This window comes from Bacillus sp. FSL E2-8868, assembly GCF_038005505.1.
Lineage (GTDB): Bacteria > Bacillota > Bacilli > Bacillales > Bacillaceae_G > Bacillus_A > Bacillus_A mycoides.
The window spans coordinates 233,606-250,746 of record NZ_JBBOTI010000003.1; the positions used below are offsets into that span (position 1 = coordinate 233,606).

Below are 17,141 nucleotides of genomic sequence, written 5' to 3' on the forward strand. Positions count from 1 at the left end.
TAAAATGTATAAACCTAATGATAATTGTAACACTTGTCTTATAACTATGACAACAATCGTCCAAATGTCGAGCCGTAGATTCAGAAAAAGTTTTTATTTTATTTTATTTCTTCCAACAAACTACTATCTCTTCGTTACAAATTTTGTATTAAATCTAAGTAGTATTCTTTCAAGTTCTCTTTTAAAGAAGATGGCTCAATTATTTTTATAGTTTTACCAAAACTAGCTAGATATGAAATGAAAGAAATAGATCCGAATTTCACGTATAAAGAAAGCCAAGAACATTATATTACCCATTCCGTTTTACAAATTGGCACTAATAAAATTATGATTGCAGAACAGGCAGTGGATTCCACACGCCCTTGGCAATTAAGTAATAGCTCATCATTATGCATTCAATCTAAAGATTTCCAAACCATTGAAGCACTCTATCACAATCTAATTCAACATGATGAGGTTTATATTTTAACACCTTTTGAAAAAAACTCCTTCAGCCCTGGTTACGCCATTGTGCGAGATCCTTTTGGAATAGTAATACAATTGACCGTTACAAAACATGACTTCTAAATTTCATTACGAATAAGCCATTTAAATTCATATCAATATTACAAGATAGGAAGGCAAAAACATATAAAAAAAGCGCAGCCATTTCGGCTGCGCTTTTGAATGATTATTTAGTTTCGATTAAACCATATTTCCCATCTTTACGGCCATATACAACATTAGTTTCATTTGTATCAGCATTTGTGAAGACGAAGAAACTATGTCCTAGCATATCCATTTGCAAGATCGCTTCTTCAACGTCCATCGGTTTTAAATCGAATCGTTTTGTACGTACAAGTTCTAATTCATCCTCTTCTACCGCATCCAGAACAGCTACTGCTTCTGGAAGGATAAAGTTAGTTTTCACAGAACCTTTCTCACGTAATTTACGGTTTACTTTTGTTTTATGTTTACGAATTTGTCGCTCAATTTTATCAACTACTAAATCAATCGCAGCGTACATATCGCTATTTGTTTCTTCTGCACGAAGTAATAAATCTGTAAATGGAATTGTTACCTCGATACGTTGCTTGTCAGAGTATACTTTTAAATTAACCTTAATCTCTGGGAATGTATCAAAATAACGTTCTAATTTACTTAGTTTTTTCTCTACATATTCCTTTAATGCTGGAGTTACTTCAATATTTTCACCACGAATGTTGAATTTCATAGATGAATTCCTCCTTTCAAGCCTATGTACTATAATTTCGACATTGGCTTAAAAACTCCTTCTAATTTTTTTGAAAAATTAGTGAAATTGCGATTTTTTTATCGTTTTTTGTTGAAATGAAAAGATGCATCGTTTCTATCTTTATTTTATCCTATTAACATCATGAATAACGAATGTAACTGTGGACAATTAGTTACAGAAAAGAAACAACTTTTTGACAACTTACCCACAACAAAAAAGCCCTTGTTACGAGCAAGAGCTTTCGCCATCTATATAATGCTGCTAAAAATACAGCTCTATCTTTTCCAAAAACTTAATTTTTACAGTTTCACAACATTATCCGCTTGTGGCCCACGTGCTCCATCAACAATATCAAACTCCACTTGTTGACCTTCTTCTAACGACTTATACCCATCTTGTTGAATAGCAGAAAAATGAACAAACACATCGTCACCATCCTCACGCTCAATAAACCCAAATCCCTTTTCTGCATTGAACCATTTTACTCGTCCTTGCATGTTCATTCCATTCCCTTCACTCTTAAAATCAGGGCATTCGCCCCATATTCTGACTATAGCGAATGACAAGACTGTAAGTCAAAGAAGACCTGTCGTCTTTTTATTACTCCTTTCGACATTCACATATTAACCTCTGCAAAGCGTCAAACAAGAAACCTCTCTCGCTCCTCGATCATACAAAAGGCTTCCAATTTGCCTAACAGTAATTCCTGTCGTATACACATCATCCACGATTAAAACATGTTGCTCATGAAACATCTCTTCTCCCTGAAAATAAAAAGGATTAACTCCCGATATCCTTTCTTTACGCTTCTTCTTACTTTGTTTTTCTGTTTCTATTCTTCTTAATGATGTACAAAACATTTTGATAGGCAAACAAGAAGCTAGTAACTCCGCTTGATTAAAACCACGCTCGTATTCTCGCTCTTCACTAAGAGGAACCGGAATTGCAACTGAAACATTCGCAAAATATTTTTGAAAAAGACTTCGAAAAGGCTGATGAAAAATATGCACTAATTCAGCATCTCCTCGAAATTTAAACTGTGCTAATATTTCTTTCATCCCTTCATCATACACATGCAACGAACGATTTATGAGAGACGGAAACCCCTGCTCGTTCGTCCACCTTATGCAGTCCATACAAATATCCCCGTTTTTATATTCAGCTGGTACAAGTTCTAAAGGCCGACCACACTCCTTGCAAATATCTCCTATAATATAGGAAAGTTTTTGCTCACATCTATCACATATATACTTTTTATGAGGCTTAACAAAAAAAGTGTACCAACTAATCGCATATGAAATATACTCATCACAAAGTAGACAATGCATCAATCTATCAATCCTTGTTCTTTAGCATTCTTATTCATACTTTGAATATGTTTTTTCGCACGCACCATCGCCTCTGTCTTTCCATAATGAAAATAGATAACATCTCCATGCGGTTCATCAGAGCTTCTGCCAGCACGCCCTGCAATTTGAACGAGAGCACTTTCTGAAAATATTTCTTCCTCAGCTCCTAAAACTGCAACTTGTAAATTTTTCACAGTTACTCCTCGTTCCAAAATCGTCGTTGTAACTAATAAAGGGATTTCTCCTTTTCTGAAAGCTGCTACCTTCTCTTTTCTCGCCGAATCTTCTGCATGCACACCGTCAATTTGATTGTTTAATGATTTTAATAACTGGCTAATTTCTTCTACATATCGCACATGAGGAACAAATAGAAAAATGGGGTATCGTTTCGATAAGTACAGATTTAACCATTGTAATAAAGCACGAGGAATTTTTTTACGTATAAGACCCTTTTTCCAATTTCCGCACCACCGAAATATCGGAACTGGCAATGGATGACGATGGTATCGTCCTGAAATAATAACCCCTTTTTGCTTACCACTTCGCAACTTACGCTTCCACTTTTCATCTGGAGTTGCAGTTAAATAAATACGTGCTGCCTTCTCTTTCATCGCTTCGTTTACTGCATACTGCAACATCTTATCTGCATGATACGGAAAAGCATCTATCTCATCTACAATCATGACATGGAACGCCCTATAATAACGTAACAATTGATGTGTAGTTGCAACGATTAACGCCGCATCTTTTTCTCGGTCTAAACTCCCTCCGTATAAAGCAGCTACATTTATATTTGGAAACACTTCTTGTAATCTTGGTGCTAATTCAAGTACAACGTCCGTTCTCGGCGTTGCAATACAAACTCTTTCTCCCTTTTGTAGTGCCTCTGCAATTCCGCGAAACAACATTTCTGTTTTTCCAGCCCCGCACACCGCCCAAATAAAAAATGATTCTTTCTGCTTAACAGCGTCAACGACACTTTGCGCAGCTAACTCCTGACCGTCAGACAAAATGCCTTCCCACTGTAACGGATTCAAATAACTTTCTCCGCTTATTTCAGCAATCCCGCGAACAAGTACAGTACATTCACTTACCCTGCCCATCGTTATACATTTCCGGCAATACGTACATACTTCATTGCACCTTTTACATAGCAATGATGCAAATAGTCGCTGCTCTATATTTCCGCAGCGCTGACACATATATTTTGAAGACTTCTTAATTACCCCTTGTACACAAACGACGTCTCGATTCCTTTTCAAATGATCCAATTTATCCTGCAAATCTGAAGAGAGTTCTTCTAACAGTAACTGTCTACCAGCTAACATCATCAATAGCCACCTCCAGCACTACTATAAATCCTGCTCTTTATCTCGTAAAAACTCAAAAAAGCCGATAACCTACTTATAAAATAGTAAGCTATCGACTTTATACACGTTTTTTATTCAATTATAAATCCTATAATCTACCGTAACCTAAGAAATGTTTTTGGTTGTAGCTACTGCTTAAGCTAGCGTAAGCAATCCCTTTATCACCAGCATGAATCATTTGGTCGTTACCAACGTAAATACCGATGTGAGATGGACCTGCTTTATAAGTACCTTGGAAGAATACTAAATCTCCAGGTTGTGGGCTACTTACTTTCGAAACTGAGTTCCAGTAACCTGCAACGTCTTGACGACCTACACCATAAATGTAAGAAATAAATCCACTACAGTCAAAACCACCGTTTGATGGAGATGCACTTCCCCAAACATATGGCTTACCTAAGTATTGTTGCGCTTTACCAATTACGCCAGGAGCCGGAGTTGGACCTGGTACTGGCTCTGGTTTTTTATTTTCTTGTTTAGGTGTCTCTTTTTTAGGCTCTTCTTTTTTAGGCTCTTCTTTTTGAGCTTGTCCACCATTGTTTGCTGGAGCGGCTTGCTCTGCTGGCACTGCAGCAGGTGCTTGTTGAACTTGTGCTTCTTTAGCAGCTTGCTCTGCTTGTTTTTGAGCAGCAGCTTCTTGTGCAGCTTTTTCTTGCGCTTCTTTTTCAGCGATTTGTTGTAATTTTAATGCCTGTTGTTCAAGCTCTTTCAATTGACCTTCCGTACTTGTCATTGTAGTTACAACTGTATCCATTTTACCGCTTAAATCGTTTACTGCTGTTGCTTTTTTCTCTTTTTCAACGTCAAGTTCTTTCTTAGCAGTTTCAATTTGAGCTTGTGCTTCTTTTAATTCTTTTTGTTTTTCTTTTACTGTCTCAACATCTTTTTTCACGCTCGTTTGATCTTCTTGTTGTGTTTTCATGATATCTTCGTCAGATTCCATAATTTTAGACACAGAAGCTAAACGATCAACTAAATCTGCAACGTTTTTAGAGTTTACAAGAACTTCTGTTACAATGTTCGTATTTGGCTGTTCTTGTAGTGCAACTAAACGTTTTCTTAATAACTCTTCACGTTTTGCAATCTTTGTTTGTAGTTCTGCAATATCTTTATTTTTATTTTCGATTAATTGCTCAGTATCAGAAACTTTTTTTGTTGTTTCATCAAGTTTTGAAGCGTTCTCTTGAACAGACTTATCCAAACCTTGGATTGTTTTGTTTAAGTCATTCATTTGTTTTTGTAATTCATCACGTTCTTGTTGTTGTTTATGTAAAGTATCATTTTGTGTGTTAATTTGTGATTTCACGTCAGAAATTTTATCTTCTGCAAATACATTTGGTGTTAGCCCAGAAAACATTAACCCTGCAACTAATGCGCAAGATGCCATTTTTAGCTTTTTCATTTTATTTTTTACACCGCTTTCTTTTTTTCATTTTCCGTATATAACCTATTAAAATTTATACCATAATTCGGGAGTTTTTTTGCTAATGTTACGGTTTTGTAAAATAAATGTAATATTAAATTTATCTCTATAGCAAAGTATATCTAAATTTGTATATATATGTAGAATTTCAAGAGCCTTACACCGTTTTTTATAGGATTGAAAAAAAACGTAAGGGAACCCCTTACGTTTTGAAAATACTCCAATATGAATGAAATAGAAACATTACTTCATCCATTTCTCAGCCCAATTTTGGACCTCATCCATAACACTTTCCAACGCTTTCCCTTTATCAGTTACACCGTACTCTATTCTAACTGGTACTTCTGGGTAAACATTACGAACTACAATACCTTCGCCTTCTAATTCCTTTAAACGTTCTGACAACATACGATCGCTCATATTCGGTATAATATCTGCGATTTCTCTGAAACGTTTCGGCTCTTCGAGCAAAGATTTAATAATTAAGCCAGTCCATTTCTTACTAAGCATTGTAAAAGCTGACTCAAACTTTGGACATAAACAAGAATTATGCTCCATATGTTTCACCTCTCTTCTATTATAATATAGTTTCTTGTAAAAAGTAAGTAATAAAACTTTCCTCATTATTTAATTTTACATACATTTTACCATTTCCAAATATTAACTTGTCAAATCCCCGTAAAAAAACCCTCTTCAAGTAAGAGAGCTTTTATATCTTTATCACTTCGTATACCAACCTAAACCAAGCGCACCTTCACCTAAATGCGTCCCAATTACAGCTCCGAAATAACTCGTACGAATTGTAACATGAGGGTATATCTCTTCTAATTCTTGTTTCCATTCATTAGCTTCCTCTTCACGATTCGCATGAATAATAACAGCTTCCATAGGCACACCTTTATTCGCCTGCTCATCAAAGATTTCAACGATACGCTTTAACGCTTTTTTACGCGTACGAATTTTTTCGAATGGAATAATTACTTTATCTCTAAAGTATAATACTGGTTTTACTTGTAACAAACTACCGATGAAAGCTTGTGCACTATTTAATCTTCCACCACGTTGTAAATGATGTAAATCATCCACTACAAAATAAGCATCCATCGTTTTCTTCATTTCATCAAAGCGAGCGATAATCTCTTCTGGGGCTTTCCCTTCACTTACTAATTTTGCCCCTTCACGCACGTAAAACCCTTGTACTTCACAACTAATTTCAGAGTCGTACGTATATACATCAATACCATCTACCATCTGTCCAGCTGCCGTTGCTGTTTGATATGTACCACTAATTCCACTGGAAAGGTGAATGCTAATAACTGCATCATATTCTTTAGATAACTCTTCATATAACTCTAAAAACTTTCCAATTGCTGGTTGCGAAGTTTTCGGAAGTTCCTCTTGTTCACGTACCTTTATATAAAAATCATTTGCTGAAACTTCAGCCTCTTCTTGATAAGATTCCGTTCCAAACACAACGTTTAATGGAATCATATATATATTGAGTTCGTCACGAATATGCTTCGGTATATATGCTGTACTATCGGTAACAATAGCTGTTTTCATTTTCGTACCTGCCTTATAAAAAATTTTTATCCCCTAATTTTACACGAAAACTAGAAAAGGTGCATCCATACATAAAAATGCCGGTTAGAAACTACAATCACTCGTTCGACAAATTACAACAAAAAGATAAAATACTCACCAAAAATTTCAACATATTTGTAAAAAATGTTTGAATATAAAAACGCTCGCTTTTAAAATGTAAAGTACTAGTTATTTTGAAAGATAGGGGCGTATACCATTGTTATTACAATATTTAACAATAAAAGGCTATGGAGAGCACGAAATTGTGATTCAAAAATCAAGATTCATTTGCTATGTGAATCGCGCCACAACGGAAGAGGAAGCTCAAACATTTATACAAAAAATAAAAAAACAGCATTGGAATGCAACACATAATTGTTCCGCATATTTAATCGGTGAACAAGATCAAATTCAAAAGGCAAACGATGACGGCGAACCGAGCGGCACAGCTGGTGTACCTATGTTAGAAGTATTAAAAAAGCGAGGTCTAAAGGATACTGTCGTTGTCGTCACGCGCTATTTTGGTGGCATTAAACTTGGTGCTGGTGGATTAATTCGTGCATATGGAAAATGTACAAGTGAAGGACTTAATCACGTAGGCGTTGTTGAGCGAAAACTAATGCGCGTTATGGAAACAGAAATTGATTACACATTGCTTGGCAAAGTTGAAAATGAATTACGTAATTCAGAATATAACATTAAAGATATACATTATCTAGAAAACGTCACATTCGATACGTATGTAGAAGAAAATCGAAAACAAACATTTACAGATTGGATGATTGAATTAACAAACGGGAAGTGTACAATTAAAGAAGGAGATATGTTGTACTTAGAACAAGGTGTTATCTAAGAATAGCTAACTTATCGCCTTTAAAGATTAATGTAGTGAATTAATTCCCTACAAATGAACTAAGGAGATTATATATGGAAGAACGTTATTATCATCTCCAAAATAGCAGAATAAAAAAGAAACGTAGAAGAAAGTTTTTCTTCTTTCTTATTTTCGCATTTTTATTTGGTAGCGTAGGACTTTATATGTTAAATTCCTACACTTCTCTCATGGGGATGTACAGTGGATTTAGCCGTGAAAAATCTAAATTACGAGCAGAAGATGTGGAAATCACAAAAAAACCTTTCACAATACTAATTATGGGTATTGAGGATTACGCAACAGATGGTCAAAACGGCCGAACAGATTCACTCATGTTCGCGACAGTTAATCCCAACTCAAAAAAGGTTTCACTTATGAGTATCCCACGCGATTCTCGTGTTAAGATTGTTGGCAAAAATAAAGAAGACAAAATTAACGCTGCCCATGCTTACGGTGGAGAAAAAATGGCAATCGACACCGTCGAAGAGTTTTTAAAAGTTCCTGTTGATCATTATATTAAAATTGATTTCCAAGGATTTAAAGGTATCGTTGATGCTGTTGACGGTATTACCGTTGATGTCCCCTTCGATTTCTGGGAACGCTCTGACGTGGATTACTATAAAAAAATCCAATTTAAACAAGGTCAACAGAACTTAAATGGTGAAGAAGCACTCGCATACGTCCGTATGCGAAAGCAAGATCCTAACGGTGATTATGGTCGAGCTGCTAGACAAAGACAAGTACTGGCTGCTGTTGCCCAAAAGCTAAACTCTGCTTCTACCGTATTTAAAATTAAAGATTTAACAAAGGTAGTTGGAAAATATATAAAAACCGATATTCCTATTTCAGACGGACTTGCTCTTTACAATAAAATCTCTGGATTCGACCCTTCTACAATACAAACGTTAAAACTTGAAGGAGAAGACAGAAAAATTGGCGGTATTTATTACTTCCTTCCAGATCCAATCAGTGTAGAGACTGTACGTAACGAAATTGAAAAGGAAATAGGAGAAAAAGCAAAAGTTCCAACAGAGACTACGAAAAATGAGAATACAAATTCCGATTCAAATTCTAACTCCAGCGCAAAAGCAAAGAAGGAGCCGAGTGAGAACAAAACACCACCTCCTCCTCCCCCTTCTACAAATGCTCATGCAGAGTGGATTATGAGGAATCATGAATAAAAAAAGAGCCAAATCGTATACGATTTGGCTCTTTTTATTTCACGCAATTGTTGTTACTTCTTAAAGTGTTGTAAAATCGCTTCTACAATACGCTCAGATGCACGACCATCGCCGTAAGGGTTAGATGCTTTCGTCATCTTATCATGAGCTTCTTTATCAGATAACAACTCATCAGCAAGACCAAAGATTGTCTCTTCATCTGTTCCTGCTAATTTCAGCGTACCTGCTTCGATACCTTCTGGGCGTTCCGTCGTATCACGAAGGACAAGGACTGGCACACCTAGTGATGGTGCTTCCTCTTGTACACCACCAGAATCAGTTAACATTAAGTATGAACGAGCTGCAACGTTATGGAAATCAATTACATCTAACGGCTCAATTAAATGAATACGGCTATGCTCGCCTAAAATATCATTCGCTATTTCGCGAACAACAGGATTCATATGAACAGGGTATACAACTTGTACATCTTCGTGCTTATCAACAAGACGCTTAATTGCACGGAACATATTGCGCATTGGTTCTCCTAAATTTTCACGACGGTGTGCTGTCATAAGTACAAGACGATCATTTCCAAGTTTCTCTAACACCGAATGGCTATAAGTTTCTTTTACAGTTGTCTTCAGTGCATCGATCGCTGTATTTCCTGTTACGAAAATGCGTGACTCATCTTTATTTTCTTTTTGTAAGTTCGTTGCTGATTTTGTTGTAGGTGAGAAATGAAGATCCGCCATTACACCTGTTAGTTGGCGATTCATCTCTTCTGGATATGGAGAATACTTATCCCATGTACGAAGTCCTGCTTCAACATGTCCTACTGGAATTTGATTATAGAAAGCAGCTAAGCTTGCAATAAATGTCGTCGTTGTATCACCATGCACAAGTACGATATCAGGCTTCGCTTCTTTCATTACTTTATCTAAACCTTCTAAACCACGTGTTGTAATATCGATTAACGTTTGACGATCTTTCATGATATTCAAATCGAAATCTGGCGTAATTCCAAAGATATTTAATACTTGATCTAACATTTGACGGTGTTGTGCTGTTACAGTCACAATTGATTCAATCTTTTCTGGGTGCTTTTGCAACTCTAATACAAGAGGGGCCATTTTAATTGCTTCTGGTCGTGTCCCGAAAATTGTCATTACTTTTAAACGTTCAGTCATTTCATTGCCTCTTTTCTTTCACTAGTTAAAACTTCTATTATCGCATATAAAAATATGCATGTGAAAATACATTTTTTAACGAGCCTGAGAAACATTACTATTACAGACGTCTTTTCGCCCAACTGAGTAATAATCTAATCCATGCTTCTCGGCATCCTCATTAGTATAACAATTTCTCCCATCAAATAGAATAGGTTCCCTCATAAGCTGTGCATACTTTTCTAGCGGATAATTTCGAATTGATTCCCATTCTGTTACGATAAAAACTGCATGCGCCTCTCTAATCGATTCATCTATACACTCAGCGTATCGTATCGTATTTCCAAATAAACTTCTTACATTTTGAATAGCTTGTGGGTCATATAAAACCACATCCGCACCCATATTAATTAATTCTTCTATCATAATAAGAGATGGTGCTTCCCTAATATCGTCAGTATTCGGTTTGAATGCTGCACCAAGAACCGCAATTCGCTTCTTCTTCATACCTATAATTTTCTTCGCTTTTTCAACTAACAACAACTGTTGTTTATTATTCACTTCAATGACTGCTTTCAACAAGCGAAAATCATGAGAAACATTCCCTGCAATTTGCACAAGTGCTTTCGTATCTTTTGGAAAACAAGATCCTCCATATCCGATGCCTGCATTTAAAAAAGATGCACCAATTCTCTTATCCATCCCCATCCCTGTAGCTACATCTACTATATCTGCACCCACTTGCTCACATATATTAGAAATTTCATTAATAAAACTAATCTTCGTAGCTAAAAAAGCATTAGATGCATATTTAATCATCTCAGCACTTCGAATATCTGTAATATACGTTTGTAAGCTTAATTTGCTGTACAAATTCTCTACTTTCCTTGCCGCTTCTTCACTACATGATCCAATTACGATACGATCACCATGAAAAAAATCATAAATACCAGAACCTTCTCTTAAAAACTCTGGATTCGATACAATATATAATTCATGTCTACCTTGTAGTTTCCCCTCAATCCATTCTCTCATTACATCATTTGTCCCTACAGGAACCGTACTTTTCGTAACAACAATAATATCGTTATTCACATATGTTCCAATATCATCACAAGCACTACGAATATACGTTAAATCTGCTGTTCCATCTAATAAAGATGGCGTTCCAACTGCAATAAATATAAACTCTACATCATTAAATGCCGTTGATTTACTTGCTGTAAAAGTTAAATGATTATTCTCGTATGCTTCATTTATTAATTCATTTAATCCACATTCATAAATAGGTAACTCGCCTTGTTTAATCCGTTCAATTTTCCCACTATTTATATCGAAACATGTGACTGAATGTCCCAATCTCGCCAATCCTACTCCTGTAATCAATCCAACATATCCGGTACCTATTATCGTAATTTTCATTTTCTTTTCGCACAGGAATATACATAAGAAAATATACGAATACACAGAACTCCCCCTGCGCTTCCCCCTCTCACACTAAGAATGAGAAAACTCTTTCACTTCTTTATTATATGAATCGTTTTTTTATTATTTTTTAAGATTTTGTAAAGTTAAATGATGCAATATATACAAAATGTAAATTCCCACAATTTAACACGGAACTTACTCATTTTACGTGCAACACTTATAATACTGAAACAAAAGTCATCGCTATATGAGAGGGGAGTACAATGTCATATTACAAGACACAATATGAGATCAACCTTCTCTAAGGACACAACATTCCATATCCAATTGTCATATATTCTATTCACTGCCCTTTACAGCCAAAAGAAAAAAAGATTGAATTCTAATCTTTTTGTGATACCATATGTTATGAGCCTGTAAATAAACATCATAATTTTCAGATAAATAAGATTGAAAAAATTACGTTAAACTATAAAGGGTGGGGTATTAATGGACTCACAAGTGATTTATGCCATTTTGGCATCTTTCATCACTGTACTCGTCGTTACTCCTTTAGTTATTAAATTAGCTTTCAAAATAGGAGCAACAGACAAGCCAAATGCGCGTAAAGTACACCAAAAAATTATGCCTCGTCTTGGCGGGTTAGCAATTTTCATCGGTGTAGCCGTAGGATTTGTTGTCGGTGGATTGTACGAACAAAGAATGTTATCGATAACTTTAGGTGCTATCATCATTGTTATCATCGGGATTTTAGATGATATGTACGAACTATCTGCGAGGGTAAAATTCGGTGGACAACTATTAGTTGCCATCATGATTGTCAAAAGTGGATTATTAGTGCAAGTATTATATATTCCAATTTTCGGAGATACTGAACTCGGATGGCTTGCTTATCCAATTACTGTATTTTGGATTGTAGGTATTACAAATGCCATCAACTTAATTGATGGATTAGATGGATTATCCGCAGGGATTTCATCTATCGTACTTGCAACGCTAGCATATATGGCCTTCACTAGCCCATGGGGTACTGGAGCAGCTATTATATTACCTCTAGCACTGATTACATTAGCAAGTACAATTGGATTTTTATTCTACAACTTCCATCCAGCAAAAATTTTCATGGGAGATACAGGAGCACTATTTTTAGGATACTGTATTTCTGTTATATCGTTACTTGGATTATACAAAAGCGTAACGTTATTCAGTTTTATCGTTCCAATCATTATTTTAGGTGTACCTATATTTGATACGACATTTGCAATTATCCGCCGTATCGTAAATAAAAAGCCTATTTCAGCACCTGATAAATCGCATTTACATCACCGTTTGCTTGCAATGGGATTCTCTCATCGTAAAACGGTACTAATTATTTACGCATTGGGTATTTTCTTTAGTGTAAATGCAATTATTTTCAGTAGTGCAACATTATGGTTATCCATTATTCTTCTTTTCATTTTAATCTTCTTTACAGAAATCATTGCTGAAGTAATCGGTCTTGTACACGAACGTTACAAACCAATTATTTCCTTCTATAAAAAAGTGAAAAAACGCGAAGACTAATTGTAGTATAGCCTTTACTATTATGAAATATTCAAATAGCATCCTCTTTTCATAAGAGGATGCTATTTTTTATTTTTTAATCCTTATTCCCCATTTCCAAAATATAGATTGTTTGAGAGTGCCTCTATTGGAGAAAGATATACGTATAACGAAAAAAGTATCAAATTTTCATTTTTACATCTTGATTGTCAAACTGAGGGTGAATGTTATGATCAAGCGATTACTTCAATGTATAATTTTATTTTTAACTATTACTATGTACGCATCATCGAATACAAAAGCAACTACAGACATTCAAGTAAAAGATTACCAAAGTACTCAAACTACCTCTCCTACAACAAAAATTGCGTACTTAACATTTGATGACGGACCAAATAAATACACACCACAAATTTTAAATATTTTAAAAGAGAAGAACGGAAAAGCAACTTTCTTCGTTATTGGCGGAAAGGTGCCACATTATAAAAAAACGATGGAGCGATTGATTAAAGATGGACATTATATCGGTCTCCATAGTATGTCACATGATGTAAAACGTCTTTATACTGGCGATCCATCTGTTTTAATTGCAGAAATGGAGCAAACCCAAAACATTGTCCAGCAAGTTACACATTTAAATACACATCTCGTTCGGGTCCCATACGGTAGCATGCCTTACTTAAAAAAGAATTACCGTGACGCACTCGTATCTGCCCAGTATAAAATGTGGGATTGGACAATTGATACATATGACTGGAAAAGCTATGATAATCCTTCCGCAATACTAGAAAGAGTACGAAATCAAAGCGATGAACAAGTAGAGGTTATTTTAATGCATGATTCTAGTGTCACAGTGCAAATACTCCCAAAAGTAATTGATTATTTACACTCACAAGGATATAAACTACTTCCCTACAATCCATCTTCCCATCTTGAAGTGAATTTTTGGAAAGACACAAGATTGTAACAGCTTTAGTGCCTATGTACTAAAGCTGTTTTACCCCGCTATTTGCCGGCCAGTAAGACTCCCACCTCAAAATTCAGCTGGAACAAAGAAGTTAGGTGGGAGTCGGGCTGCCCGTAAACGCCCGATTGGTGAAGGCTAATAATCAGTGGGAATGAACAAAAACCCCACTGATTAAAGTTTCACTTTATTTTTCTCTTCCCACACTTCTCATTTTTGTGTAGAATTTTAAATAGTGATGAAGTTTCGAGGTGAATAGAAATGAAACGAATAGATCTCATTTTTAACGCAATACAAAAAGGGAATTATACAGAAGGTATAACAGCATCAGAACTCGCTACACTTCTACAGCTAGACCGTGCAAATGTTAGTAGCGATTTAAACAAGCTTGTGAAAGATAATCGTTTATTAAAAACGATTACACGCCCTGTCCGTTTTTATATAGAAACGAACACTTCATTGGAAACGCATTCAACAAAGGGCACTTCATTAGATACATTTGCTATTGAAAATACAAGCCTAAAAATTGCAATTGAAAAAGCAAAAGCTTCTATTCTCTATCCTCCAAACGGTATGCATACTTTACTACTTGGAGAAACAGGTGTCGGAAAATCGATGTTCGCTTCTTTAATGCACGAATACGCAATTGAAGTGGAACAACTTCCAAAAGATGCACCTTTTATCGTCTTTAACTGTGCTGATTATGCAAACAATCCACAACTACTACTTGGACAGTTATTTGGGATAAAAAAAGGAGCTTACACAGGTGCCAGTGATCAAAAAGGGTTAATTGAAAAAGCACATGAAGGAATCCTCTTCTTAGATGAAGTACATCGCCTTCCTCCAGAAGGACAAGAGATGCTCTTCACATTTATTGATCGCGGAGTATACCGCCGCCTTGGAGAAACGGAAAATGAACGTAAAGCACGAGTGTTGATTATTACTGCAACAACCGAAGAACCAAATTCATTTTTATTAAAAACATTTACAAGACGTATTCCGATGACCGTTACGCTTCCACCACTTCGTGAGCGAACACATAAAGAACGGTTTGCTTTACTACAACTATTTTTTACAAATGAAGCAATTCGTCTAAGGAAAGAGATTCATGTTAGTCCAAATACAATGCGTGCTTTCGTCTTTTACAATTGTCCAAATAACATCGGTCAATTGAAAACGGACGTACAAATTGCCTGTGCGAAAGCTTATTCTGATTTCGTAACAAAAAAACGTGATTCTGTCTGTGTTTCAAGTACAGATTTACCTTGGTATATGAAAGAAGGATTATTTATTGAAAGAAAGAGCCGTCATCTATATCAAATACCAAATGAAACATTTGTATTTACAGGTGATGAAGGTTGGAGTAAACATACAATAAAACCCGAAGGAAGTCGCTCTTCTATTTACGATTATATTGATTATAAATATGAAGAACTTCAAGCACGCGGCATTGAAGAGGAAGAATTAGAATTACTAATAGAAAATGATATTCAAAGCTTTTTCGTCCAATACTTTAACCAAATATCTAAAAAAACAAGTCATGAAAATGTTTTTAAAATTGTGGATCGTAATATCGTTTCCGTATGTGAAAAAATTGCGGAACTAGCTGAAAAATATTTATCTAAAACTTTCGATGAAAAAGTATTTCTCGCTTTAAGTTTACATGTACAGACAACTCTACAACGTTTACAGGGCGGGAAACAAATTCACCACCCACAATTAAATCAAATTCGTACGAAATATAAAGAAGCTTTTTCCGTAGCTATGCAATGTATTCAGCTATTAGAAGAAGAATTACAAATAACAATACCTATTGATGAAGCTGGCTTTTTAACAATGTTCTTCGTTGTTGATCCAATTCCTGCCTCACAAACAGAAGTAAAAGTATTAATATTAGCACACGGTAATGGTATCGCAACAGAAATGGCAAACGTTGCAAACGAACTTCTCGGTATTGATGAAGTAACTGGTATCGATATGCCCTTGCATGAATCACCAAAAGACTTCTTAGAGCGTGTTAAAGTGTATATGAAAACACTTCAAAATGTAAACGGGCTTCTCTTACTTGTTGATATGGGATCTCTCGCTTATATTGGTGATATATTAGAAACTGAATTCAAAATTCCTGTACGTGTTCTTTCCATGACGAGCACACCACACGCACTAGAAGCAGCTCGAAAAGCTCAGCTTGGCTATTCATTAGATGCACTATACGAAACAGTTAAGAACTTAACGCCGTTCTATTTAAACGTACAGGAAGAAAAGAAAAAGCCACTATCGCCAATGAAATCCGTGATTTTAACAGCTTGTTTAACCGGCGAAGGAAGTGCTTTAGCAATTCAAAAAATGTTAGAGAACTATTTACGCTTTGATAAAGACTTAATTGAAATTATTCCGATTAGCATCGTTCATGAAAAAGATTTAACGAAAATGATCGAGAACATAAAAAAAGAGCGTAATATCATTTGTATCGTCACGAATTTCGATATGCAAATACCTTGCTTAACATATCATTTCCAAGACATTGTGAACTACACAGCTATTCAACCAATTCAAGAATTGATTACGTATGAAGAAACATATGCAAAAATGGCTGATATTCTTGAACAACAAATGCAGCGTAACGATGGAGCATTACTTATTAAAACAATTCGTTATGCATTAAATACAATTCAAGAATTGATTTCTTTACAGCTAACTCCCGACAGTTTAATGGGTGTGATTTTGCATATGAGCTGCATGGTTGACCGTCTTCAAAAAGGTGAAAGTCTCCTCCCTCATCCTGATAAAGAGAAACGAAGACAAGATGAGTACTGGATGTATATGAAAGTGAAAAAAGCATTGCAACCTATTGAAAATACATTTGAAATACAAATCCCAGATGACGAAGTATTTTATGTAATGGACTTCTTCATCAAAAATCAACCTGTAAAAAGTTAAACTAGGCAATATTTTAGAGTAGTACCTAATACGTAGTAAGTGAAATTATATCGGCGATTCGACATAGGATATCGACTTACCGACAATAATTGATAAACATGGCA

General features: G+C 35.5%; 15 protein-coding genes and 1 pseudogene. 6 read left to right on the forward strand and 10 right to left on the reverse strand.

The genetic code is table 11. The features are described from left to right. Positions 1 to 134: 134 nt before the first annotated feature. Positions 135 to 239: pseudogene (locus NSS74_RS22375) on the reverse strand (helix-turn-helix transcriptional regulator); the annotation flags it as partial. Here NSS74_RS22375 and NSS74_RS22380 point away from each other — a divergent pair. Beyond that, positions 199 to 567: a VOC family protein gene (locus NSS74_RS22380; protein WP_227590941.1), complete on the forward strand. Its 369-nt coding sequence runs from the start codon at positions 199 to 201 to the stop codon at positions 565 to 567. The pseudogene NSS74_RS22375 and the gene NSS74_RS22380 sit on opposite strands and share 41 nt — an antisense overlap. Before the next feature lie 103 nt (positions 568 to 670). Here the strand turns inward: NSS74_RS22380 and hpf are convergent, their stop codons facing one another. The 7 genes from hpf to NSS74_RS22415 form a co-directional block, all read right to left on the reverse strand. After that, a complete protein-coding gene (gene hpf / locus NSS74_RS22385) occupies positions 671 to 1,213 on the reverse strand; it encodes a ribosome hibernation-promoting factor, HPF/YfiA family (RefSeq protein WP_002034758.1) in 543 nt (180 codons plus the stop codon). 320 nt (positions 1,214 to 1,533) lie between these two features. Then, positions 1,534 to 1,731 carry a cold shock protein CspC gene (cspC, locus tag NSS74_RS22390; protein WP_002034757.1) on the reverse strand — a complete coding sequence of 66 codons (198 nt, stop codon included), beginning with the start codon at positions 1,729 to 1,731 and terminating at the stop codon, positions 1,534 to 1,536. A gap of 126 nt (positions 1,732 to 1,857) precedes the next feature. Beyond that, complete coding sequence (locus NSS74_RS22395) at positions 1,858 to 2,562, reverse strand: ComF family protein (protein ID WP_340814332.1); 705 nt, start codon at positions 2,560 to 2,562, stop codon at positions 1,858 to 1,860. Continuing rightward, a complete protein-coding gene (gene comFA / locus NSS74_RS22400) occupies positions 2,562 to 3,911 on the reverse strand; it encodes an ATP-dependent helicase ComFA (RefSeq protein WP_340814333.1) in 1,350 nt (449 codons plus the stop codon). The genes NSS74_RS22395 and comFA overlap by 1 nt, the downstream gene beginning before the upstream one ends. 130 nt (positions 3,912 to 4,041) lie before the next feature. Further along, entirely contained in the window at positions 4,042 to 5,355 is a 1,314-nt protein-coding gene (locus tag NSS74_RS22405; RefSeq protein ID WP_340814334.1) for a C40 family peptidase, read from the reverse strand. 264 nt (positions 5,356 to 5,619) lie between these two features. Continuing rightward, positions 5,620 to 5,934, reverse strand: coding sequence for a winged helix-turn-helix transcriptional regulator (locus tag NSS74_RS22410; RefSeq protein WP_002089608.1), 315 nt, complete (start codon positions 5,932 to 5,934; stop codon positions 5,620 to 5,622). 162 nt (positions 5,935 to 6,096) lie between these two features. Beyond that, positions 6,097 to 6,939 carry a DegV family protein gene (locus NSS74_RS22415; RefSeq protein WP_002143753.1) on the reverse strand — a complete coding sequence of 281 codons (843 nt, stop codon included), beginning with the start codon at positions 6,937 to 6,939 and terminating at the stop codon, positions 6,097 to 6,099. A gap of 238 nt (positions 6,940 to 7,177) precedes the next feature. Here NSS74_RS22415 and NSS74_RS22420 point away from each other — a divergent pair, with 238 nt between their 5' ends. Together NSS74_RS22420 and NSS74_RS22425 are read left to right on the forward strand one after the other, a co-directional pair. Next, positions 7,178 to 7,813 (forward strand): YigZ family protein, encoded by a 636-nt coding sequence (locus NSS74_RS22420; RefSeq protein WP_061689030.1) that lies wholly within the window; start codon positions 7,178 to 7,180, stop codon positions 7,811 to 7,813. Between the two features lie 74 nt (positions 7,814 to 7,887). Further along, positions 7,888 to 9,015: an LCP family protein gene (locus tag NSS74_RS22425; protein ID WP_002016146.1), complete on the forward strand. Its 1,128-nt coding sequence runs from the start codon at positions 7,888 to 7,890 to the stop codon at positions 9,013 to 9,015. A 53-nt stretch (positions 9,016 to 9,068) separates the two neighbouring features. Here the strand turns inward: NSS74_RS22425 and wecB are convergent, their stop codons facing one another. Then, positions 9,069 to 10,184, reverse strand: a complete 1,116-nt coding sequence (gene wecB, locus NSS74_RS22430; protein ID WP_002034751.1) for a non-hydrolyzing UDP-N-acetylglucosamine 2-epimerase — start codon at positions 10,182 to 10,184, stop codon at positions 9,069 to 9,071. A gap of 75 nt (positions 10,185 to 10,259) precedes the next feature. Beyond that, the gene (locus tag NSS74_RS22435) at positions 10,260 to 11,630 is read right to left on the reverse strand and encodes a UDP-glucose dehydrogenase family protein (protein WP_340814335.1); all 1,371 of its coding nucleotides are present in this window, start codon (positions 11,628 to 11,630) and stop codon (positions 10,260 to 10,262) included. Between the two features lie 450 nt (positions 11,631 to 12,080). Between NSS74_RS22435 and NSS74_RS22440 the strand changes: the two genes are divergently transcribed. The 3 genes from NSS74_RS22440 (at position 12,081) to NSS74_RS22450 (ending at position 17,037) form a co-directional block, all read left to right on the forward strand. Next, the gene (locus NSS74_RS22440) at positions 12,081 to 13,154 is read left to right on the forward strand and encodes a glycosyltransferase family 4 protein (RefSeq protein ID WP_012261991.1); all 1,074 of its coding nucleotides are present in this window, start codon (positions 12,081 to 12,083) and stop codon (positions 13,152 to 13,154) included. A gap of 208 nt (positions 13,155 to 13,362) precedes the next feature. Continuing rightward, a complete protein-coding gene (locus tag NSS74_RS22445; RefSeq protein WP_012261992.1) occupies positions 13,363 to 14,100 on the forward strand; it encodes a polysaccharide deacetylase family protein in 738 nt (245 codons plus the stop codon). A gap of 258 nt (positions 14,101 to 14,358) precedes the next feature. Then, positions 14,359 to 17,037, forward strand: a complete 2,679-nt coding sequence (locus NSS74_RS22450; RefSeq protein ID WP_340814336.1) for a PRD domain-containing protein — start codon at positions 14,359 to 14,361, stop codon at positions 17,035 to 17,037. The last annotated feature ends 104 nt before the right edge of the window (positions 17,038 to 17,141 follow it).